We start from the raw sequence: 22,294 nt of genomic DNA on the forward strand, positions 1-22,294 counted from the left end.
AAAGCTATGAAACGCATTACCGCTTACCGAAAATTATTCAATACCGATAAAGATGCAGACTTAAAGCAGCTTAAATCGGCTTACCGTAATCTGGTTAAAGAATGGCATCCGGATAAGTTTCAGGAAGGTGATGCCCGCAAAGAAGAAGCTGAATTGAAAAGTAGGGAGATCATAGACGCCTATCATTTTTTGGTTAGCATCGCTCCTGAGACCCACGAGGCAAATAAAGAGGTGTATACAGAGACCATCACACAATCAGGTATCGCAGATTACCAGCATAAAGGTTTGGTTCTTGAAATCACCTTTACCGATGGCAGCACGTATGAATATTTTGGTATTACAAAACAGATGTTTCTGAAATTCCACAATGCGGGGAATCCCGTGCGTTTCGCAAAGCGAAATATTTACAATTCGTTTTTATACCGAAAATCAAAACGTTATTTGCAGGAAGCCTAAGCGATTATAATGGCCAAAAAAGCGATTTATGCGGTTATTCTTGCGGCCTGTATAGCCGGTCTTAATGGTATTTTGATCAAAAAAATGCCCGCTTTGTCTACCGGAGCGATCGGCTGGTTTAGAGCGGGTATTCCGGTGTTGTTTCTGCTTCCTGCGCTGATACGCGCTAATGATTTTAAGGTCAAGGGCAATTACAAAATGCTCCTTTTAGCTTCGGGCATCAATGCCCTAAGGATGTATTTCTACCTCATCGCCTTTATTTACACGTCTATAGGAAATGCAGTAGTGCTTTTTTACATCTATCCGCTTTTTGTAACCCTGATAGAATCGCTCATTTACAAAGCACCCATAAAAAAGGCTCAGATTTACTTGATGCTGCTGGCATTTACTGGGATTGTATTTACCTATTTAAACAAGCCTTTCAGTTTTGAGTCTAAAGATTTTATTGGGATGCTTGCCGCCCTTGCAGCCGCAGTGGGTTACGCTTTTTTTGTCAGCCTGTTTAAGCGACAGACGGTACATTGCAACCGTAATCAATTGTTGTTTTACCAAAATATCGCCGGAGCCGTTTTGTTTCTTCCGTTTTTGTTTGGTATTGAAAGTCCGCCAATCCTGGAGTTGGGCATTGCTGTTTTTTATGCGCTTCTGATTGGCATTGTAGTATTCAGTCTGTTCTTTTTCGGCTTAAAACACCTCAATGCGACCACGGCAGCTTCGCTGATGTATCTGGAAATTTTAAGTGCCATCATTTATAGCTATTTTTTGCTGGGCGAAAAGCTCACCTGGAATACCTATCTGGGCGGAAGTCTTATTCTCATCAGCAGCTTTTTCATCTCCAGAATCAATAAAACTTCGACTTCTAAATCCTAAGCTAAGCTTCAGGTTGAACCCTGAAAATTAACCTGAGTGAATCATACGCGTTAAACTTAGTTTAAAACGACTTCCGCAGCTTGTTAACAGGCAGAGATAAGCGTAAATTAATCCTTTAAGTAAAAAAACAACTATGAGCGAAGTAAAAGCATATGGTGCTGCCGATTCTGAGGCAGACCTTAAACAAATGTCAATTGAACGCCGTGAGGTAAAGCCACGCGATGTAAAAATTAAAATTACTTACTGTGGGGTTTGCCACAGCGATATTCATACCGTACGTAACGACTGGGGTAATTCGATGTATCCTGCGGTTCCGGGACACGAGATTATTGGAGAAGTACTTGAAGTGGGTAGCGAGGTAACCGACTTTAAAGTGGGTCAGACCGTGGGTGTTGGCTGTATGGTAGATTCCTGCCGCGAGTGCGAGCCTTGTAAACACGATCTGGAGCAGTTCTGTGAAAAAGGAATGGTGGGCACCTATAACGGAAAAGACAAACACCTGGGAGGACATACTTTTGGGGGTTATTCTGAAGAAATTATTGTAGATCACTATTACGTGCTCAGTGTACCGGAAAATCTGGACACCAAAGCAGTAGCTCCTTTACTTTGCGCCGGTATTACCACGTTTTCTCCCTTAAACCACTGGAAAGTGGGGAAAGGCGATAAAGTAGGTGTTATTGGTCTTGGCGGCCTTGGTCATATGGGAATCAAATTTGCCCACGCGATGGGAGCTCACGTGGTAATGATCACCACCAGCCCTGAGAAAGCCGAAGATGCTAAGCGTTTGGGAGCAGACGAGGTATTGATTTCTAAGGACGAGGATGCTATGAAAAAGCATCGTGGTTCTTTTGACTTCTTGTTAAATACCGTTCCGGTGGCTCATGATATCAATCCGTATCTCCAATTGCTGAAAATTGATTCAACCATGTGTATGGTAGGAGCGATAGAGCCCTTGCCTGATGTTCACGGTGGTAATCTGATCATGGGACGTAAAAACGTTGCAGGATCGTTGATAGGAGGAATCAAGGAAACTCAGGAAATGCTTGACTTCTGTGGTGAGCACGATGTAGTGAGTGATATCGAATTGATTGACATCAATACCATCAATGAGGCTTACGAGCGTGTTGTAAACGGAGACGTTAAATACCGTTTTGTAATTGATATGGAATCTTTACGCAACGCAAACTAAAAGAAGGTTTATATCCATTAAAAAACCCCTGTGAATCAACTGATTTACGGGGGTTTTTTTATTTAAAACTGAAATTTATTTACAGGAATCCAGTATAGACTGAATACCACGCAAAGGCACTAAAGACCAGTGCGGACGGTTATTGAGTTCATAATTGAGTTCGGTTACTGCTTTTTCAAGCATAAAGGTCTCTAACAGGACTTTGAAATCTTTGGTGTCTGAAGGAATCAGATTAGAATCACCTAAGGTATCACAATAACCTTTCAGGTAAAAACGCGTCATGTAATAGAACCAAAGTTCTGCCCAATGCTCCAGATCAGACTCGCGATACTCATCAGCATAATTGATTTGCATAAACGGCGTGTAGGCAGCGTAATGCAGGGATCGAATCATCGAAGCTACATCGCGTAATCCTGATCTCAAGATACGGCGCTCACTAAACGGTCGGGTAGGCTCACCTTCAAAATTGATGATGATGTAATCCTTACCGGTCCACAACAGTTGCTCGAGATGATAATCACCGTGGGTGCGTATCTTAACGGTATCCAGTTTATGATCAAAAACGCGCTTAAAGCATTCTGAAACTTCTTTCTTACGCTTTAAAACAGCTTCTGCTTCCTGCTGAATGCCTTCGGGAAGGCTTGGAATGGATTTCTTTAGATTTTCAAAAGTTTCCCGGGTAAGACTTTGTAACGAGGAATACAGCGAACGCTGATAGTGTAGCGAAAACTCCTCGTGCTCAAAGCCTTTGAGGTTTTTATGACTGGCCAAAGCCTGATGCATTTCGGCACTACGCTGACCCAAAAGACTAATGCGTTCGGGCAATAAACTATCTACTAATTCCTGATCACGCTCCTGAAGCTCTTCAAAGGTTAGTTTCTCCAGTCTAGATTCGGTATTAAACTCAGGTACTTCAGGAATATTTGAGGTCTCTACGCGCTCAATATACCTGTGTGCGGCATCTTTTGCGTTTTCCCAGGCCGTACCGGTATTGGTAACCAAATCTTGCATCATTCCCAGTATGGGATCGCTGTTTCTCGGAGTTTTGTACCGAATACTTCCCATATACTGCGGGGTATTATCAAACTGAACGGTTTCGGTAAGAAACTGTGAAATCTCAGCATCGGGATTTATCGTGCTGTCCAGTCTTCGGTATAATTTTAAAAAATAGCGGTGATCGAAAATGATTGAAGTATTGCTGCGACGGGTTTCAATTAGACGTGAAGAAACTTCTTTTATACCGGCATCAGGGGCTGTTTTGCCCTTTTCAAAAACCATCGCTTCTTTACCTGATTTGATGCTTATGCCTTTTTGCAGGCTGTAAAACAGGAACTCGCGGAATTCGGGAACGTGCACCGCATCTACCAGAAGACCTTCTTCATCGCCTAATTTAAGTTTGGCGATTTTTCCTTTTTCAGGCAATTCTTCCAGCAGTTTCTCGTGGTTCAGCGAAACAAAGGCGACCGGAAACTGATAAATCTCAGGCAAGCCTTCGTTATAGGTTACTTCAGCAATCAGATTCTTAACCGGAAAATCAGGCACATCAAGATCGATAATGTTATCTACGGAAATGGATTGAACGATGCGATTTTGGTCTGTAAACCAGTACTGACTCTTAAAATAGCGCGGAAATACCTTTACCTCAAGTGCCTGAAGCGATTTATTGCCAAATAACTCAGCCCAGCCGGAAGCTTTAAGTTCGGGTAGTGGACCATCTTGCGAGGCTACATCGGTCTTGGTTAGTGAAAACCAATAATACCCGTGAGGGGCCATCGTAAACAGGTAAGGTCTATTGGTGATTCGCGGAAATTTATTGTGGCTAAACACTTCCACCGGAACATAATCTACATAATCATCAAGTTCCAGTTCTACAGCCTGAGAAAAACGCGAAAGGTTGGCGATAACCAGAATATTTTCGTCCCCATAACTACGCGTAAACGCCAGTATTTTAGAGTTGGAAGGCGAAAAGAACTTAATATCACCCCGCCCGAAGGCTTTAAAACTTTTACGCATATTCAAGATACGCTTCATCCACCACAGCAGCGACGACGGATTGATTTGTTGGGATTCGACATTGACTGTTTGGGAATTGTACTGTGGGTCAATGATTGTGGGTAAGTATAATTTTTGCGGGTTTGCCATCGAGAAACCTGCGTTGCGGTCTGCTGTCCATTGCATTGGGGTACGCACCCCATCGCGGTCACCCAGATAAAAGTTATCTCCCATCCCGATCTCATCACCATAATACATAACGGGTGTTCCCGGTAGTGAGAAGAGCAATACATTCATCAGCTCAATTTTGCTACGGTTGTTATCGAGCAAGGGAGCCAGACGACGTCTGATCCCCACGTTGATTTTGGCTTTTGGGTCCTGAGAATAGACCTTATACATATAATCGCGCTCCTCATCAGTCACCATTTCGAGGGTGAGTTCGTCGTGATTTCTCAGGAAAATCGCCCATTGACAACTTTCAGGAATATCGGGAGTCTGATCTATGATATCAATGATGGGATAGCGGTCCTCCATTTTAACCGACATAAACATACGCGGCATAATGGGGAAGTGGTAGTTCATATGACACTCATCGCCAGCTCCAAAGTAGGCCGCAGAATCTTCGGGCCACATATTTGCTTCCGCCAGCAGGAGTTTGTTGTCGTATTTATCATCAATACGCTTGCGTAGTTTTTTAAGGAATTCATGTGTTTCCGGCAGGTTTTCACAGTTCGTACCGTCGCGTTCAAACAGATAGGGCACCGCATCAAGCCTGAATCCGTCAACCCCCAGGTCGCACCAGAAATCCATAATATTAAAGACTTCTTCCTGCACATCCGGATTATCAAAATTCAAATCGGGCTGATGGGCGAAAAACCGGTGCCAGTAGTATTCGCCGGCGACAGGGTCCCAGCTCCAGTTTGAAGGTTCGGTATCTGTAAAAATGATACGTGCGTCCTTGTACTTTTCCACATTATCGCTCCACACGTAATAGTTTCGGTATTTAGAACCTGCAGGGGCTTTTCGCGCCCGCTGAAACCACTCGTGCTGATCTGAAGTGTGATTGATTACCAGTTCGGTAATGACTTTTAGGCCGCGATTGTGTGCCTCTTCCACTAAACGTTTAAAATCTTCGATCTCGCCATACGAAGGATTGATGCTGTAATAATCTGCGATGTCATAACCGTCATCACGCAGGGGCGAAGGGTAGAAGGGAAGCAGCCAGATGGCCGTAATACCCAGTTCTTCCAAATAATCAAGCTTTTGTAGCAATCCTTCAAAATCCCCGATCCCATCACCATTACTGTCAAAAAAAGCTTTAATGTGCAGTTCATATATGACCGCGTCTTTGTACCAGTTTTTCTGATTCTCGGAAAATGAAGGATTTATCATAAGTATGGATAGTATTTGATTAGTTAGAATTAAACGAAATGACTAAAAAAGCCATCAGCTTTAAATTTAAAAAAGTAAGGCCAAAAGGGGCGTTAAATAAAGAATAAAGCTTTTTCACCTTTACATAAAAGCGAAGCCAGCATTCTAATTCTGAATGTATTTGAAAGATAATCAGCTATTTTGACGCTAAGACCAATAATTAGTCTACCTTTACCCCAGTAAACGCAAAGAGATGTTTTGCGTATGCTGTAAGTTCAGTACTCTTTTTAAGTTATTACCGCTCTCGAGGCAAGTTTCCATTCTGAAACAGGTGAATTTTTTCACGCTACTCTTCACAATACTACTTCTTCTTTAACTGTATTCTAAGATTCTTATGAAGTACCTGTAAAACCGGTTTCAAGGTTTGTTATGCCTGAAATCTAATAAGATGATATGAATAAAATAAAACGCTTTTTAAATAAATTAATTAATAATAGAGTTACTACAATGAAAGAAGGAACAGTAAAATTTTTCAATAATGCAAAAGGATTTGGATTTATCAATCCTGAAGGGTCTAACGAAGATGTTTTCGTACACGCAAGCGGCTTAATTGACGAAGTACGTGAGAACGACCGCGTAGAATTTGAAACTGAAAGAGGTAAAAAAGGAATCAATGCAATCAACGTTCGCGTTATTGACTAAGTCCATATTTTATAGATTTATGAAAGCCTTCCTTGTGAGGGCTTTTTTTATGCGCTATTTTAAACCCCTAAAAGTGCCGGTCGCCAGCCGGCCAACAGGCAAAACGTGATCCCGCAATTTTTAAAAAGACTTGACGAATTTTCCACCTTAAGCGACGCCACGCAGGCACAGCTTCAGGAATACATTTCTGTAGTAGAGGTTCCTAAAGGCGAATTCATTTTAAAGCATCAGGAAGTCTGCCGCTATATCTTTTACATCGAAGCAGGATTTGCGCGCCAGTATTATTATAAAGACGGAAAGGAAGTCACCGAATGGTTTGCCGGTAACCGGGATTTTTGCTTTTCCATAACCAGTTATTTTGACGGTACTCCCAGTAATTTGCTCATTGAAGCGGTTGAAGACAGTACCGTAATTCGCCTGCATCGCGACGGTATTCTGCAATTGAGCAAGACCAATCCTGAGATCGCCCAGTTAGCGATACAGATGTTTGCCCGTTCACTTAAATTTTCGCAGCTGCGCACCGAAAGTATTCTTTTTCAATCGGCGCGTGATCGCTATCTGCATCTTTTAGATACCAAACCTTACGTAATTCAAAAGGTGCCTCTTGCTCATATTGCTTCGTTTTTGGGTATTTCGCAGGAAACCCTGAGCCGAATCCGAGCCAAAGTTTGATTTAATAAATCGTCATTTTAAGAGCTTCATTTTGATTATTTGACGAATGTCAAAGGATTCTTAGTATTAGAATTTCATATTTGGTTTTAAATATACCTCTTATGAAAAAACATCTTTTATACCTCTTGCTTTTGAGTTGTGCAGCACTTTCTGCTCAAACGAATACTCAGGAGCTTATTGACAAGCTTACACTTGACGAAAAAATTTATTTTTTAATTGGAACCGGAATGGATATTCCCGGGGTTCCCGATGATGCTAAACCTGCGGAAGCCGTGGTGGGCAGTACTTCAAATAAAGTAGAGGGAGCAGCAGGAACCAGCTATGCCGTTCCCCGCCTTAATATTCCCAGCGTAGTCTTTGCCGATGGACCGGCAGGGATACGCATAAGTCCGGAACGCGAGTCGAATCCCGGGCAAACCTTCTACGCAACTGCTTTCCCAACAGCCAGCAGCCTCTCATCAAGCTGGAATACAGCCCTCGCTGCTCAGGTGGGTGAAGCTTTTGGAATAGAAGGCCGCGATTACGGGGTTGATTTCCTGTTGGCGCCTGCACTGAATATTCACCGGAATCCGTTGGGGGGTCGCAATTTTGAATACTATTCTGAAGATCCTGTTTTAGGCGGAATGATTACTGCCGGATTTGTTAATGGTGTACAATCAACCGGCCTGGGTGCTACCATCAAGCATTTTGTAGCTAACAATTCGGAAACCAATCGTACGGCTTTAAATACCGTGGTTAGCGAACGGGCTTTACGCGAAATCTACCTGCGTGGATTTAAAATTGCGATTGAGGAGAGTAATCCCTGGGCGGTTATGTCTTCCTACAATAAAATCAATGGAACGTATGCTTCAGAAAATAAAGAACTCCTTACCGATTTATTGCGTGAGGAGTGGGGCTATCAGGGTTTTGTTATGACCGACTGGTTTGCGGGTACTGATGCCGTTGCTCAAATTAAAGCCGGAAACGATTTGCTAATGCCCGGTACTGCAGCCCAATTCAATGCGATAAAAAAGGCGGTTGAAGCCGGCGAGCTGGATATCAAAACCATTGATCGAAGTGTAAAAGCCATACTTGACGCTTACCAGAAAACCTTTGCGTTTAAGGGTTATGAAGCTTCCGGAAAAACCAATCTTGAAGAGCACAAAGCCATTGCCCGCAAAGCTGCACACGAAGGAATGGTACTTCTGCAGAACGTTGAAAACACCTTACCCCTGAAACCGGAAAGTAAAGTGGCGGTTTTTGGCACAACTTCATATGAAACCATTGCCGGAGGTACCGGTAGTGGTGATGTGAATAAAGCCTATAGTGTTTCACTGGCGGAAGGTTTAAAACAGACTGCATTGATTACAGATGCCGAACTAGACGCCGTATATGAAGCTTATGTAAAAGAAGAGCGTGCCAAGATTCCGCCTAAGGCAATGTTCTTTTTAAAAGATGAATTGGTACCCGAAAAGTCCTGGACAACCGCAGAACTTGAGGCTATTGCAGCCAAGAATGACGTTGCGGTGTTTACTTTAGGGCGCACTTCAGGAGAATTTCAGGATCGGGAAGAAGCAGATGATTTTCTGCTGACTGAAACTGAAAAGGCGCTGCTTACTGATCTTAAAAAAGCTTTTTCGGCTCCCGGAAAGTCGCTTGTGGTCGTTCTGAATGTGGGTGGAGTCATTGAAACCGAATTTTTAAAAAACCATGCTGACGCGATACTTTTAACCTGGCAACCCGGCCAGGAAGCCGGTAACGCCATTGCAGATATCCTGACCGGAACCGTAAACCCTTCCGGAAAGCTTCCGGTTACTTTTCCCGTTGCTTTAAATGAGGTGCCTTCAAGTGCTAATTTCCCAGGAAAACCACTTGATCCCGATGCTGAAAAACCTGCTAATCCCTTGCAAGGTGTACCTTCCGAAGAAATTTATAAAGAAGGCATTTATATAGGTTACCGCTATTTTGACAGTTTTGAAGTTCCGGTTTCCTATCCCTTTGGTTTTGGTTTATCCTACACCACATTTGCGTATGAAAATCTGAAAGCAGAGGCTGATGACGTAATTACGCTTCAGTTTAGCGTTACCAATACCGGTGATGCAGCGGGTAAAGAAATTGCTCAGTTGTATATAGCCGCGCCACAAGACGGTCTGGAAAAGCCTAAACAGGAACTGAAAGCCTTTGCGAAAACCGCCTTGCTTCAGCCGGGACAGTCTGAACAAATTACATTTACCGTTAAACCTGAAGACCTGGCCTTTTACGACACAACAAAACACGCGTGGATTGTAGCCGGCGGCCAGTACACCTTTGCGGTTTCGGGAGCATTGAACGCTGTAAAACTCAAAGCGACTCTTGTTTTGTCTGAAACGGTAGTGGAACAAACTAAAGCCCTTCTCACCCCTGAGCAAGCTATCGAAGAATTGAGCAGAAAATAATTTCCATCTTTTCTAAGATTGTGAAAAAGCAGCCTTCGGGCTGCTTTTTTAATGGCATAGCCAAAGGGATAATAATGGCGATACTTCGAATTCGAGGCTTGTTTTCTTTTCGATACCTCTTGCCTTGCCCTGAGTTAGTTTACAGAACTAAAGCGGAAAACGATAGAGTAGTTCCAGCTTAAATAAAGCGCCTTTGGCAAGCGGCGTATTCAGCTGATTGCGATCATCACCCAAAAAGAACAGACTTAACCCCAAATCAACCTGATCATCTTCTTCAAAAGCTTTATAAGTCCGCGTAATGCTGTACCCGGCTTTAGCTTTTAAAAACAGATTTTTGGCCACAGGATAGCGCAGGTAGGTAAAAAACTCGGTAGTGTTTTTGACGAAATAAACGTTTTCGGTATTGAAAACAGGATCGCCCAGCGCGTAACTGGAGGTAAGACCGTTAACATCCCCACCAATATTCAGTTTATCGGTCAGCATATAGTTCATATCCCCGTTTATGGTCGTGATGTAGGCTTCAAAGCGCTTGCTGGGACTCAGGTAATAAAAACCCGCGTAAGGGACGAGAAAGGGGCCAAATTCTTCGGTGTTGGCATACAAACCAAATTTCCAGCTGAAGTTTTCATTTTTCTTTAAAGTTGCCAGCGCAAGCCCGCCTAACTGAAAACCGCTACCGGTCATCGCATCGAGTTGCGTTGCCAGTTTTGGGATGACCAAATAGGTAATCGCGAGCCGGTCTGAATACCGATGATTAAAGCCTAAAGCAAGTCCCAGAGAGGCAAATGTGTATTCTTCCGGAATGGAGGGATCTATCCGAAGCGTATTCGATTCCACCAACAGCGTGCTGATAAAGGTATTTTTTTCGTCTAAAACCTTGGGAAAGGTAAACTGAAACTCCAGTTCGCTAACGGCCGTAGACTGGTTGCTGTTTTCAAAATCATTTTGCGGCGTAATGCTGTAAGACAGATTGGCGATATCCACATAGTTTTGCGCGTAGCTCGTAAACGAAACGGCAAGTAGCAAAGCAAACGGAAGGTATTTTCTCATCTGACGAATATAACTAAAAATAAAAACGGACTCTGTAAAAAGTCCGTTTTCAGATAATGATCAATCTCAATCTATGCTCTACTTCACCTGAATAGCGCCAATGCCGGCCTGCCAAAGACTGGCATTGTATTCCGGGATACGTGTCTTGAGCAGCGTGTTTCCATCTGCTTTCAGCTCCTGCCATTCGGCATTTAGAAGTTTCAATTCTTCCAAATTTGAGGCGTTTACACGGGGAATGCTGCTTTCGGTTTGATTGAGTAAAAACATATAATTTGCAGTAAACTTGTTTTCAAAATTCTCCACATCATCATAAGCTTTTGACTTGCGCTGCACCATTTTTTCATCCCACTCCTGCAAATCGGCGACCAGCTTTTTACCGGTTTCCTGAACTTCCTGAGGCAAGTTTTTTCTGGTTTTAAGCAAAGCGGAAAGCTGATCCTGAGCGCTTTTTAGCGTATTCACCAGTTCGTGCATTTCGGTGACTTTAGCTTCCATCTCGGTCATAACACGGTCGTATTCGGCAAATTGTGCGGCAGGAATATCCAGATTTGGATTCGGTTGAATCACCGCCGCAACAGTTTCGCTTTGATCACCGTAATCTAAAGTGATGCTATAGGTACCCGGCGCTACTTTGTGCCCCGAATAGCCGGCTTCGATATACACCTCTTCAACACCCGGAAGAGTTGAATGTCTTCCATCCCAAACAAAGCGATTCAATCCTTTTTGCTTGCTAAGAGTTGGGGCAGGAGAAGGTCCGCCGGCATAAGATTTAAAATTTTCGTCCGCTTCCGAAGAAAAACGCGTGATGAGTTTGCTCTGGGCATCGCGTATGCTCAGTTGCAGTTCCGTAGTATCATTCACCCTGGGCAGGTTGTAATACAATACCACACCGTTTGCAGGATTTACTCCGGCGTCATCGGCGGTTCCGTCAAAGTCCGGATTACTCCCGTTTAAAGCGCTGTACCAGCTTCCATAAACCGATGCTTCGGGTTCGTAAAGCTTAAAGTCAGCCGTTTTGTTTTCATAGTTGGCTAAAAGTTTGAGGTCATCGAGTATCCAGAACGAACGGCCTGAAGTGGCAACAATCAAATCTCCGCGATGCACTTTCAAATCGGTAACAGGCGTCACCGGAAGGTTTAACTGCAGGGATTTCCAGGTTTTCCCGGCGTCAAAAGATACGTAAACACCCTGTTCAGTCCCGGCATAAAGCAGGCCTTTGCGGTCTGCATCTTCGCGCACCACTCTGGTGTATGCCCCATAGGGAATCCCGCTGCTGATGTTTGACCAGCTTTTACCGTAATCTGTGGTTTTGTAAAGTGCAGGAGTATAATCATTAAACTTATAGCGGGTGGTGGCGATATAGGCGGTAGCAGGATCGTGTGGCGACACCTCAATTGCGTTGATCAGGGTTTCGTCAAGGCCTTTGGGCGTAATATTTTGCCAGCTTTTTCCATTATCCCGTGTGAGGTGCACCAGACCGTCATCACTTCCGGTATAGAAAACACCTGCTTCGTGAGGCGATTCGATCAGGTAGCTGATGGTCCCGTAATTCTCGGCACCAACCGCTTCAACCGTGTAAGGGCCACCGCCTTTACCTTGTTTGGCGTCGATATTTCGGGTGAGATCGGGTGAAAATTCAGTCCAGGTTTTTCCCATGTCGCTGGTTTTTAAAACCAGTTGGGCGGCGTGGTAAACGGTTCCGGGTTCGTGCTGTGACCAGATGATGGGGGCATTCCAGTTGTACAGGTATTTCATATCGCGCGCGGCTTTCCCCAAATACTGAATAGGAGCCGCCATGATGTTTGTACTCATTTTGGTTTCGGTATCCAAAACTTCAATGGTTCCCAGATAGCTTCCGCCATACACATATCGCGGATCATCAGGGTCGAAAGCCAGAAAAGCGCTTTCACCACCCGCTGAAGCCGACCAGTTTTCGCGGCCAATGCTTCCGCTTCCGGGAGCCATACTGGCAATTTTTACCGAAGAATTATCCTGCTGCCCGGCATAAATATTATAAGGATACAAATTATCGGTATTGATGCGGTAAAACTGTGCCGTGGGCATATTGTCCTGAGTTGACCAGCTTTCGCCATAGTTATACGAGATCGCAGCGCCACCGTCGTTACCAATCACCATATTTTTAGAATTTGCCGGGTTGATCCACAAATCGTGATAGTCGCCGTGAGTACCGGAGAGTCTTTCCCAGGTTTTTCCGCCATCGGTTGAACGTAAAGCAGGAGCACTCAAAACATACACGGTGTTTTCTGCGGAAGGATCTGCAAAAACCTCGGTATAATACCAGGCACGCTGGGTAAGACGGTTATCGCCGCTCACCATATTCCAGCTTTTACCGGCATTATTTGAAACGAAAAGTCCGCCTTTATCCTGCTGGCTGTCGCTTTCTATGAGTGCATATACCTTATCGGGATTGGCCCGGCTAACTGCAATCGCCATTTTCCCTTTTTCCTCAGGAAGGCCGTTGTGAATGGTATCCCAGGTTTTTCCGGCATCGGTAGATTTGTAAAGTCCGCTACCCGCTCCGCCGCTGATCATTTTCCAGGGTGTGCGCTGATGCTCCCACATAGAAGCGTAAAGCACATTGGGATTGTGAATATCCATGGAAAGTTCGTTAGCTCCCGTTTGTTCATTGACAAACAGAATTTGTTCCCAGCTTTCGCCACCGTTTGTGCTTTTGTAAACGCCGCGTTCGGCCGTTGGACCCTGCATAGCGCCCTGAGCAGCCACGTAAACCACATCCGGATTTTTAGGATCTATTACAATTCGCGCGATTTGCTGGGTTTTGGTAAGACCTATGTGTTTCCAGGTTTTTCCGGCATCGGTTGATTTATAAACCCCATCCCCGTAGGATGTCATCACGCCGCGAATGGCGTGTTCGCCCATTCCCACGTAAATCACATTAGGATCAGACTCTGATACCGCCACGGCACCAACCGAACCGGTCTTAAAGAAGCCGTCTGAGATGTTGTACCAGTGCTGGCCGGCATCGGTGGTTTTCCACAAACCGCCACCTGTGGTTCCCATATAATAGGTGAGGGGATCGCCCACCACACCACTAACCGAATTGCTCCGCCCACCTCTGAATGGACCTATGCTTCGGTATTTTACGGGTTTAAAATAATCGTTAAGGTCCTGCGCTGCCGCGCTAAAGCCAATAAGCAGAAGAAGGGAGAAGTAGTATTTGATTTTCATAAGATCAACCGGTTAGGGATTAATACTTAAAAATAGAATTTATTGAAGTACCTAAGGGTTGAATGTATAAAAAAAGCGGCTCAGATGAGCCGCTTTTCGAAACGTCTAAATAAAAAACGTATTAATTTGCGATTTTCTCAACCTCGCGCTCTACGTCTTTCTTGAATTTTTTGGTGTCGTTACCGGTAATTTTATGCTCTACTTCGTCGTAAGCTTCTTTTACCTTGATTTCGGCATCCGTGTAAGTTTCCTTTAACTTTTCGCCCAAATCATTGATTTTTCCTTTGATTTTAGCTTTTTCTTCTTCGCTTGCGTTTTTATATTTCCACCATGCAAAAAGTCCACCGGCTAAACCTAAAACTGCTGCTGCTATTCCTGTATTCTGTTTTCTAGTTGTCATAATCAATTGTTTTAATGTTCACACTAATGTAGTCAAAGCTTATTCCAACCGCCTAGTTGTCAGTCAACTTTACGATAACTTTAATATAAACCCGATCCATTTCGGGCTATCTCTTAATTTTTTAAGATGACCGGCATTTCACGGTGTCAGCTGATTCCCTTATCTGCCATCAAACTGATCTTTCTGCCTGTCAATACAGTTTTCACCTGACTTAATTTCAGGAATTTTCCCCTTCAATTAGGGTAAAGTGTCTTATGATTGAATTGGGTAGTGAACTAATTTTAAGTTTTTGAACTAAAGGCTAAGCAGACCGCGTCTTACATTCATCTAACCCAATTAATTCTATAATATCTATGAAAGCAATTTTCAAATTAGCAGTTTTCTTTCTTGCAACCATAGCTTTACAGGCTCAAACACAGATGTATCTGGAAATTCCGGATATACCGGGGGAGTCTCAACGCGTCAATTTTGAAGGTCAAATTGTAGTAGATGCTTTTGCATTTTCGGTTAAGAATCCAAAGATGAAAGTCGCAACAGGACGTCGTACTGCACGAGTTCAATTCTCTGGAATTAGTATTCACAAAAAAACAGATATTGCAACAAACCCCATGCTTGATGGTCTTACAAGGAATCAACGTTTTCCGGAGGTGAAACTAAGTCTCGTTAGTGAAACGGGAGGACAGGGCGGTCAGACCTATTTGGTTTATACCTTAGAAAATGTAGTTATTTCAGCTTATGAAATTGAAGGTACTACCGAAGACAACAGGCCTAAAGAACAGTGGTTGCTTGAATTTGAAACCATCAACAGTGTCTATACCCGTATTGAACGCGACGGTTCTGCCGGCGATACTAATGAGTTTGAGTACAGCAATAAATCAGGAATCTAAAATTTATTTTATTTGAATTAGCCCAATCGCTGTCAGCTAACTGACAGCGATTTTTTTATCCAGAGACAGGAATGCTAACCCATACCGACAAAAGTTTTAAACCCGTAGCTTTGTATAAAACCTTCCTGATGGATTTTAAACTCAACAATCACTTTTCTCAAAAACTTCCGGCTGATCCCAATACCGAAAATTCACGACGTCAGGTTACTGAAGGCTTTTACTCTTTTGTGACCCCAAAAAAAACCAGCAAGCCACAATTATTGCATGTTTCTGAAGAAATGCGGGAAGAATTGGGCCTTTCCCAATCTGATGTTCAGTCTGATGCATTTTTAAATCTGATGACCGGTAATAGCCTTTTGCCCGAAACCAAACCCTATGCGATGCTTTATGGCGGACATCAGTTTGGCAACTGGGCCGGCCAGTTGGGAGACGGGCGTGCCATCAACCTTTTTGAAACGGAAGGTAAGACCGGTCACTGGGTGCTACAGCTCAAAGGAGCAGGGGAGACGCCCTATTCGCGCAGTGCAGACGGTCTGGCGGTTTTACGCTCTTCTATACGCGAATATTTGATGAGTGAAGCGATGTATCATTTGAGCGTTCCTACCACACGGGCTTTATCGCTGGCACTTACCGGTGACCCGGTACTCCGCGATGTGATGTACGACGGCAATCCAGCTTACGAAAAAGGTGCGGTTGTTTGCCGCGTGGCAGAATCCTTTTTGCGCTTTGGTAATTATCAAATCTTTACCGCTCGAAATGATATAAAAGGTCTTCAACAGTTGGTTGACTACACAATCGAAGCGCATTTTCCGCATTTAGGTAAGCCCTCCAAAGACGTGTACCTTCAGTTTTTTTATGAAGTAACCCGGCGCACGCTCGATTTGATGATACACTGGCAGCGTGTGGGTTTTGTTCACGGGGTGATGAATACCGATAATATGAGCATTCTGGGGCTGACGATAGATTACGGACCATACGGATGGCTTGAAGGTTTTGACTGGGGATGGACACCCAATACGACAGACCGGCAGCATAAACGCTATCGTTATGGGAATCAGCCCAATATTGGGTTGTGGAATTTATACCAACTCGCCAATGCCCTTTATCCGCTGGTAGATGAATCTGAAGGTTTTGAGGAAATCCTTGACCGTTATAAAAGCGGTTATGCCGTAAAATCGCTCGAAATGATGGCCGATAAACTAGGATTGCAAAACGCCGGGGAAGCTGACCTCAAATTGATTGCCGATTTAGAAGAATGTCTGCAGCTTACCGAAACCGATATGACGATCTTCTTCCGCAAACTGGGTGATTTTAAAAAGGATGCTTCCGTAAATGGATTTGACCTGATTGCTGATGCTTTTTATAATGCCGAAGAGCTTACGGAAGCTGTCAAAACGCAATGGAACGCCTGGTTTTCCGCCTACGCGAAAAGAATTCAAAATCAAAACCTTACCGATGAAGCCCGAAGTGCGGCCATGAACCGGGTGAATCCCAAATACGTGCTGCGCAACTACATGGCTCAGCTTGCGATTGATGCCGCAGATGAGGGCGATTACAGGCTGATTGATGAATTGTATGAGCTGCTTAAAAAGCCCTACGACGAGCAGCCTGAAAACGAGAAATGGTTTGCCAAAAGACCCGAATGGGCACGGGATAAGGTGGGATGTTCCATGCTTTCGTGTAGTTCGTAATGAAGTTTAAAATCCTGATATCCCGTATTCCCGAAGGTTATTCGGAAGGCAGCTATAACGACCGAAAATACGGTATTACGCGTACCGACTTCAATGCCGGAAAGAGTCTTAAAGTCTATGCGGAAGAGTTGGGTGGTACTGATTTTATCAGTTTGAATTACTACGAAACACGAACCGGTGAACTGCTTAAACCCTGTGAAATGCCGGAGGCTAAAGTGATTGCGTTTTTAAAGGAAGTGAAAATTAATATTCAAAACACCTAACTATCAGGTTTACAGGTTTTTATTTTGGTTATCTTTAATTCAACTAACCAAAAATAAATCTCATGAAACCAGCAATTCTCTTGCTGTTGGCTGTCTTTATAGCGTGCAACCCCACTCACAAATCTGACAACCCGGCTCCCGAAAACACTACGTTCACTCCGCAAACAGCTGCAGACAGCATCGAGGTACGGCAAACTCCAGATCCAGACTATCCCCATCCACAGGTACTTACCGTTTATGATAAATTGAATTTTGGTAATGGGTACAACAGTACAACAGGAAAAACATTTTATGGAGTGATGGAATTTGCCGGAAGCGAGCAGGACATTGAACTGATGGCGGGTGCACGCGGCAATCGGGGGGAGGTCACGATGGAAATTCTGGAAAGTAAGGAGGACTTAAAAAAGTCTCTGAATATCACAGCAGAAGCAGAACTTGATCTGATGATTTACGGTGTTTCTTCCAAAAACTCCATGAAATTGAAAACCGTTCAGGAAACTGAGTTCTCTGATTTTTCGCAGCATGCGGTCATCAAAGCGCGCTACGTTAATGAACCTTTGGTACTCATCAATCCGCGTGTAAAGCAGGAATTAATAGATCTCGCCAAAGCAGACCCGGAAACCTTTATGCGTACCTGCGGCGATATGTTTGTAAGCCGAATTTACACCGGTGGCGAATTGTACTCTGTTTTTAGCCTGAGCAGTCAGGACAGTAACGAAAAAACACAAAATGAACTCTTCTTTAAAAGTGCAAACACCTATTTGACAACCAGTTTTACGGCAAGTATAGATGCAAAAACTGTGGATGAGAAAATAAAAAACACAAAGAATATCAAAACCAGTATCATTACCGAAGGTGGCGGCCGCACTCCTGACGGAATTGAATTGAGTGATTTTCTTAAATATGCGGCAGACTTTAAAGAGCAGGTAGGTTCAGATCAGCGCGCTGTGATTTTATATGTTGAGTTGAGTCCCTATGAGAATATTGCCGGTTTTCCCAAGCTTGATTTCAGCAAAATTCGGGTTGTTCAAAAACAATTTTTGGACCTTGCTTCTTATCTGGTAACCAGCCTGACAGAAGATAGAAATACGGCAGATTTTGTACAGCAGCACACCGAATTGTTTTCGGAAGAAGATGTAAACCAAAGTGAAGAAGTCATCCGTATCTATCCACAGTCTAAGAACCTCCTGGCAAGGCTTATTGCAGATTGTAGAGCCGATCCGGACTATTGTAATCGCAAGGATTTGGAAGTTTTTGCAGACTACGAACCTTACAATCCTGAAATCGATTTCCTCGAATGGCAGGGAGAACAAACGCCCCTGCCACTTAACCCGGATGCCGGCTGGGTCACTGTTAGCGAGAATACGCAGGATGGCCGTATTCTGTCAATCAATGGGGATTTTGAATTGAGGCGTGACACTTCCGATTCGCCCGATTGCAGAGCACCCGTATATCATCAGGAGATTATTCCCTTTGGTCAGCAAATGACTCAGGAGGCAGGCTTTTGGTTTTGGCAAAATGCACAATACCGGGATGTATTTCTCAAGTTTTGGTACCCGTATTATGAAGTACGCTATATCAGTCTGGAGACCGGAGCTGTGGTGCGCAGCTTCAATTACAGCGGTCCCGTGACCGTAGAAGACAATAAAAAAGTACAGCTACGTCTGCACAACCCCGATGCTGAAATCGTCTATAAAAGTGGATCTAAATACCTACCTATCGGAATTAAAGCCGAAAAACAACTCAAGTATAACAGAACACCCCGAATGACTGTAGTCGAAAATTGTAATCCTGCTTTGAAACTTACCGCCATAATCGCTCCCAAAGATGCAAAACCCACTGATTCAAAGGCTTCAGGACCTCTGTTAGCAACCGAGGGACAGGTGATAAAAGCGCGTCCGAAGTTGGATTGGCCTAAAAAGGAAGCTGATACCAATGCAGTACCTTTAATCATCACCTACACCAAAACAAGATAGCTTATTTGTAAGGTTAAGCTAGAACTAAGACTTAGCAATACCTATGAGTAACATGCAAAAAATAGCCCTGGGAGGCGGATGCCCCCGAAGCTTCGGGGGTGTACTGAAGCAGTATTTCAGTCTTTGCTTGGAGTAAGCCGGGTAGAGCAGGGCTATGTAGCGGCCGCAGATGATGAAGCCTGGTTTTCAGAAGGTGTGATCGTGCATTTTGATGCCGAAAGGCTCCCGCTTCCCGTTTTGCTGGAAGTGCACTTGCGTACGCACAAAAGCACTTCGGCGCATAGTTTCAGAGACCGGTACCGCTCTGCGATTTATACATTTTCGGCTATACAAAAAACGAAAGCACAAGGTATTCTGGAAGCACTGCAGCAGCATTTTGAAGAACCGCTGGTAACCCGGGTTTTAGACTTTTCGGCATTTAAAGCCTCACGCGAAAGCCTGCACAACTATTACCAATCTGATCCTGATAAACCCTTTTGTGTTAATTGTATAACGCCAAAACTTAAAGTCTTACTTCAAGAGTTTAGCAATTTCTTTGACAGGTCTTATATCCGTTGAAGGAAACTTCGTTTTGATAAATTTTTAACGCCTATATTAAGAAAACCTTGGTACTCAAGCCGGTTTTGCCTGCGTATATTTAGGAAAAAAGAAAACTATGAGTACTGTAAAAATCAAGGAAATTCATTTTATAAACCACGACGTCCTGCATATTGCGACCGAAAAGCCACAAAATTTCAGTTTTGAACCGGGTCAGGCTACCGAAGTAGCCATTAACAAACCCAATTGGAAAGATGAAAAGCGGCCGTTTACCTTTACCAATCTTCCCGAGAACGAAAATCTGGAGTTTACGATTAAAACCTATCCCGAGCACGATGGCGTAACCGAACAACTGGGCAAGCTTACTGCGGGAGATGAATTGATCATAGGTGATTCCTGGGGAGCTATCAGCTATCAGGGACCGGGTGTGTTTCTTGCCGGTGGCGCGGGCATTACCCCTTTTCTGGCCATTTTTAAAAAGCTCGATAAAGAGCAAAAACTGGGTGGAAACAAGCTGATTTTTGGTAATAAGAAGAAAGAAGATATCATTTATGCCGCAGAACTCGAGAAAATGCTCGGCGACGATTTTATCAATATTCTTTCAGACGAGGAGGATACGCGTTACGCCAGCGGTTACATCGATAAGGAGTTTATCAAGAAACACATCAACACCACCACGCTAAAGAAATTTTATGTGTGCGGACCGCCACCTATGATGGATTCGGTTCTTGAAGATTTAAAAGCTCTTGGAGTTACGGAAGAACGCATCGTGATGGAGGCCATGGAATAAGTATTTTTATAGTTCACAGCGAGAATCTGCCCGATTTTTTAAAAAGAGGGCAGATTTTTTTGCTTAGAACCATTTCCAGTAGTTTTACGTAAATGTTGACAATTTTAAAATATCCCCTATGAAACAAATACTTGTAGTATTGAGCTTTTTGGCTTTTGCAGCCTGTGATAAAGTAGATGAACTCACCAAATTTGATCTCGACTATACCAGCCGGGTAACCATAGAATCAGGTACCTTGATTGATTTGCCATTTGTGGTTCGAACGCCACCTATGCACACCAATAGTGAAACGGAATTTGAGTCTAACAATACCCGAAAAGACCTGATTGAGTCGATAAAGCTTACCCAAATGACTCTTACGATCACCAGCCCTTCTGACGAAGATTTTAGCTTTTTAGAGTCCATTCAGGTATTTATCAAAGCAGATGGACTCGATGAAATTCCACTGGCCGCACTTGATCCTGTTGCCGGCGATGCTTCGGGTCGAATTAATCTGGAAACCTCAAACGCTGAGTTGCGCGAGTACATCAAAAAAGACAGTTTTACGCTGCGTGTAGAAAGCGTGACTGACGAGGCTTTAGACCGCGATATTGATATTGATATTTTGAGCGTTTTTAGGGTAGATGCCAAAATATTGGGCATCTAGATTCCCCACATTTTAAATAAACGACCAGGGTGCAGAATTCACGAAAATAGCTGAGTTTTGCACCTTAATTTTTTGCCTGTGCTGTCCCAAAAGAAAACGCTTATCATCTTGTCATTTATAGCCATTTACGTCTTTTGGGGATCTACCTATCTCTGGAACAAAATGGCGGTTACCGAGCTTCCTCCGTTTATGATAGGCGGAATGCGGTTTTGCACGGCGGGTCTGCTCATTTTTGGTTTAGCAGCTGCCCTGGGGCATTCCCTACGTATCAGCTGGAAACAATTGGGAAATTCTATTTTAGCCGGCATTCTGTTTTTATCTGTGGGGAACGGAGTATTCGTATGGGCGTTGAAATACATTGACAGTGGTTTTGGCTCGCTCATCGCATCGATGTACCCCTTATTTACCATTTTGATTATGATGCTAGTTCAAAAGCGAAAGCTGAAAAAAATGACTGTTTTTGGCGTTGTTTTGGGTTTATGCGGAATGATTTTACTGGTTAGTCAGCGGGAACTTGCGGTAGAGCCCAATTTCTGGTTGGGCGTGGGTCTTGCGGTAACGGCCATTTTTAGCTGGAGCTGCGGCAGCCTGATGGTTGCTCAGGTAGATACCCCGAAAAATCATTTTGTAAGCACCGCGTATCAGATGACCGCTGCCGGTCTTATTTTAATCTTAGCCAGTCTGGTGATCGGCGAGGAGTGGAGCAGTCCGCTAAACTGGCAATCCCGTACGCAAATTGCAATGCTTTGTCTGGTGTTCTTTGGGAGTATCGCCGCATTTTCGGCCTTTAATTATCTGCTAAAAAATGTGGCTACCGAAAAAGTGACCACTTCAGCCTACGTAAATCCGGTTATCGCGCTGTTTCTGGGCTGGTATTTTTTAGGCGAAAAAATAACGCTTCAATCGGGTATAGCTGCTGCCATTCTCATCACCGGCGTATACTTCATAAATACCGGAAGAAGCAAAAACAAAGCTGAAAATGAGCGACTAGGGAAGTGATTTTTTGATTTCTGATTCCTTGTTTCTGATTCCTTGTTTCTGATTTCTGATTATAATGATAGGTTAGTTGATGGTTAATCGTTAATTGGTTTTTTACCGAAACAGAAAACCGTAAACTGCAAACCGAAAACAAGACACCGCAAACCCACAAATACGTCAATTGCCCTATTGATTACGGG

Annotated in this window: 18 protein-coding genes; 14 read left to right on the forward strand and 4 right to left on the reverse strand. The window is 43.8% G+C overall.

All coding sequences use genetic code 11. From position 1 onward, the window contains the following. The first annotated feature begins 6 nt into the window (after nucleotides 1-6). The 3 genes from CJ305_RS04105 (at nucleotide 7) to CJ305_RS04115 (ending at nucleotide 2,515) form a co-directional block, all read left to right on the forward strand. Nucleotides 7-456, forward strand: coding sequence for a KTSC domain-containing protein (locus CJ305_RS04105; RefSeq protein WP_099644986.1), 450 nt, complete (start codon nucleotides 7-9; stop codon nucleotides 454-456). A 9-nt stretch (nucleotides 457-465) separates the two neighbouring features. Next, entirely contained in the window at nucleotides 466-1,326 is an 861-nt protein-coding gene (locus tag CJ305_RS04110; protein WP_099644987.1) for a DMT family transporter, read from the forward strand. A gap of 133 nt (nucleotides 1,327-1,459) precedes the next feature. Next, a complete protein-coding gene (locus tag CJ305_RS04115; protein WP_099644988.1) occupies nucleotides 1,460-2,515 on the forward strand; it encodes an NAD(P)-dependent alcohol dehydrogenase in 1,056 nt (351 codons plus the stop codon). 75 nt (nucleotides 2,516-2,590) lie between these two features. Here the strand turns inward: CJ305_RS04115 and treS are convergent, their stop codons facing one another. Then, nucleotides 2,591-5,899: a maltose alpha-D-glucosyltransferase gene (gene treS, locus CJ305_RS04120; protein WP_099644989.1), complete on the reverse strand. Its 3,309-nt coding sequence runs from the start codon at nucleotides 5,897-5,899 to the stop codon at nucleotides 2,591-2,593. Nucleotides 5,900-6,385: 486 nt separating this feature from the next. Here treS and CJ305_RS04125 point away from each other — a divergent pair, with 486 nt between their 5' ends. The 3 genes from CJ305_RS04125 to CJ305_RS04135 all read left to right on the forward strand — a co-directional run bounded on the left by CJ305_RS04125 (nucleotide 6,386) and on the right by CJ305_RS04135 (nucleotide 9,666). Continuing rightward, nucleotides 6,386-6,580 carry a cold-shock protein gene (locus CJ305_RS04125; protein ID WP_099644990.1) on the forward strand — a complete coding sequence of 65 codons (195 nt, stop codon included), beginning with the start codon at nucleotides 6,386-6,388 and terminating at the stop codon, nucleotides 6,578-6,580. A 105-nt stretch (nucleotides 6,581-6,685) separates the two neighbouring features. Beyond that, nucleotides 6,686-7,252 (forward strand): Crp/Fnr family transcriptional regulator, encoded by a 567-nt coding sequence (locus CJ305_RS04130; RefSeq protein ID WP_099644991.1) that lies wholly within the window; start codon nucleotides 6,686-6,688, stop codon nucleotides 7,250-7,252. Nucleotides 7,253-7,353: 101 nt separating this feature from the next. Then, nucleotides 7,354-9,666 carry a beta-glucosidase family protein gene (locus CJ305_RS04135; RefSeq protein WP_099644992.1) on the forward strand — a complete coding sequence of 771 codons (2,313 nt, stop codon included), beginning with the start codon at nucleotides 7,354-7,356 and terminating at the stop codon, nucleotides 9,664-9,666. Nucleotides 9,667-9,813: 147 nt separating this feature from the next. On the opposite strand, the gene CJ305_RS04140 is transcribed toward CJ305_RS04135, so the two are convergent. The 3 genes from CJ305_RS04140 to CJ305_RS04150 form a co-directional block, all read right to left on the reverse strand. Next, the gene (locus CJ305_RS04140; protein WP_099644993.1) at nucleotides 9,814-10,716 is read right to left on the reverse strand and encodes a DUF6268 family outer membrane beta-barrel protein; all 903 of its coding nucleotides are present in this window, start codon (nucleotides 10,714-10,716) and stop codon (nucleotides 9,814-9,816) included. A gap of 78 nt (nucleotides 10,717-10,794) precedes the next feature. Further along, the gene (locus CJ305_RS04145) at nucleotides 10,795-13,926 is read right to left on the reverse strand and encodes a WD40/YVTN/BNR-like repeat-containing protein (RefSeq protein WP_099644994.1); all 3,132 of its coding nucleotides are present in this window, start codon (nucleotides 13,924-13,926) and stop codon (nucleotides 10,795-10,797) included. A 121-nt stretch (nucleotides 13,927-14,047) separates the two neighbouring features. Next, complete coding sequence (locus tag CJ305_RS04150; RefSeq protein ID WP_189319382.1) at nucleotides 14,048-14,326, reverse strand: hypothetical protein; 279 nt, start codon at nucleotides 14,324-14,326, stop codon at nucleotides 14,048-14,050. Nucleotides 14,327-14,679: 353 nt separating this feature from the next. Between CJ305_RS04150 and CJ305_RS04155 the strand changes: the two genes are divergently transcribed. The 8 genes from CJ305_RS04155 (at nucleotide 14,680) to CJ305_RS04190 (ending at nucleotide 22,115) form a co-directional block, all read left to right on the forward strand. Beyond that, nucleotides 14,680-15,213: an Hcp family type VI secretion system effector gene (locus CJ305_RS04155; RefSeq protein ID WP_099644995.1), complete on the forward strand. Its 534-nt coding sequence runs from the start codon at nucleotides 14,680-14,682 to the stop codon at nucleotides 15,211-15,213. 128 nt (nucleotides 15,214-15,341) lie between these two features. After that, complete coding sequence (locus CJ305_RS04160; protein WP_099644996.1) at nucleotides 15,342-16,904, forward strand: protein adenylyltransferase SelO; 1,563 nt, start codon at nucleotides 15,342-15,344, stop codon at nucleotides 16,902-16,904. After that, a complete protein-coding gene (locus CJ305_RS04165; RefSeq protein ID WP_099644997.1) occupies nucleotides 16,904-17,167 on the forward strand; it encodes a peptide methionine sulfoxide reductase in 264 nt (87 codons plus the stop codon). The genes CJ305_RS04160 and CJ305_RS04165 overlap by 1 nt, the downstream gene beginning before the upstream one ends. Nucleotides 17,168-17,229: 62 nt before the next feature. Then, nucleotides 17,230-19,143 (forward strand): hypothetical protein, encoded by a 1,914-nt coding sequence (locus tag CJ305_RS04170; protein ID WP_099644998.1) that lies wholly within the window; start codon nucleotides 17,230-17,232, stop codon nucleotides 19,141-19,143. 78 nt (nucleotides 19,144-19,221) lie between these two features. Then, the gene (locus tag CJ305_RS04175) at nucleotides 19,222-19,701 is read left to right on the forward strand and encodes a peptide-methionine (S)-S-oxide reductase (RefSeq protein WP_317043986.1); all 480 of its coding nucleotides are present in this window, start codon (nucleotides 19,222-19,224) and stop codon (nucleotides 19,699-19,701) included. A 97-nt stretch (nucleotides 19,702-19,798) separates the two neighbouring features. Next, nucleotides 19,799-20,470, forward strand: coding sequence for a ferredoxin reductase domain-containing protein (locus CJ305_RS04180; RefSeq protein WP_099644999.1), 672 nt, complete (start codon nucleotides 19,799-19,801; stop codon nucleotides 20,468-20,470). Between the two features lie 118 nt (nucleotides 20,471-20,588). Beyond that, entirely contained in the window at nucleotides 20,589-21,116 is a 528-nt protein-coding gene (locus CJ305_RS04185; RefSeq protein WP_099645000.1) for a hypothetical protein, read from the forward strand. A gap of 78 nt (nucleotides 21,117-21,194) precedes the next feature. After that, complete coding sequence (locus CJ305_RS04190) at nucleotides 21,195-22,115, forward strand: EamA family transporter (RefSeq protein ID WP_317043987.1); 921 nt, start codon at nucleotides 21,195-21,197, stop codon at nucleotides 22,113-22,115. Nucleotides 22,116-22,294 lie beyond the last annotated feature (179 nt).

The sequence above is a fragment of the Leeuwenhoekiella nanhaiensis genome (genome assembly GCF_002744755.1).
In the GTDB taxonomy this organism is placed as follows: Bacteria; Bacteroidota; Bacteroidia; order Flavobacteriales; family Flavobacteriaceae; genus Leeuwenhoekiella; species Leeuwenhoekiella nanhaiensis.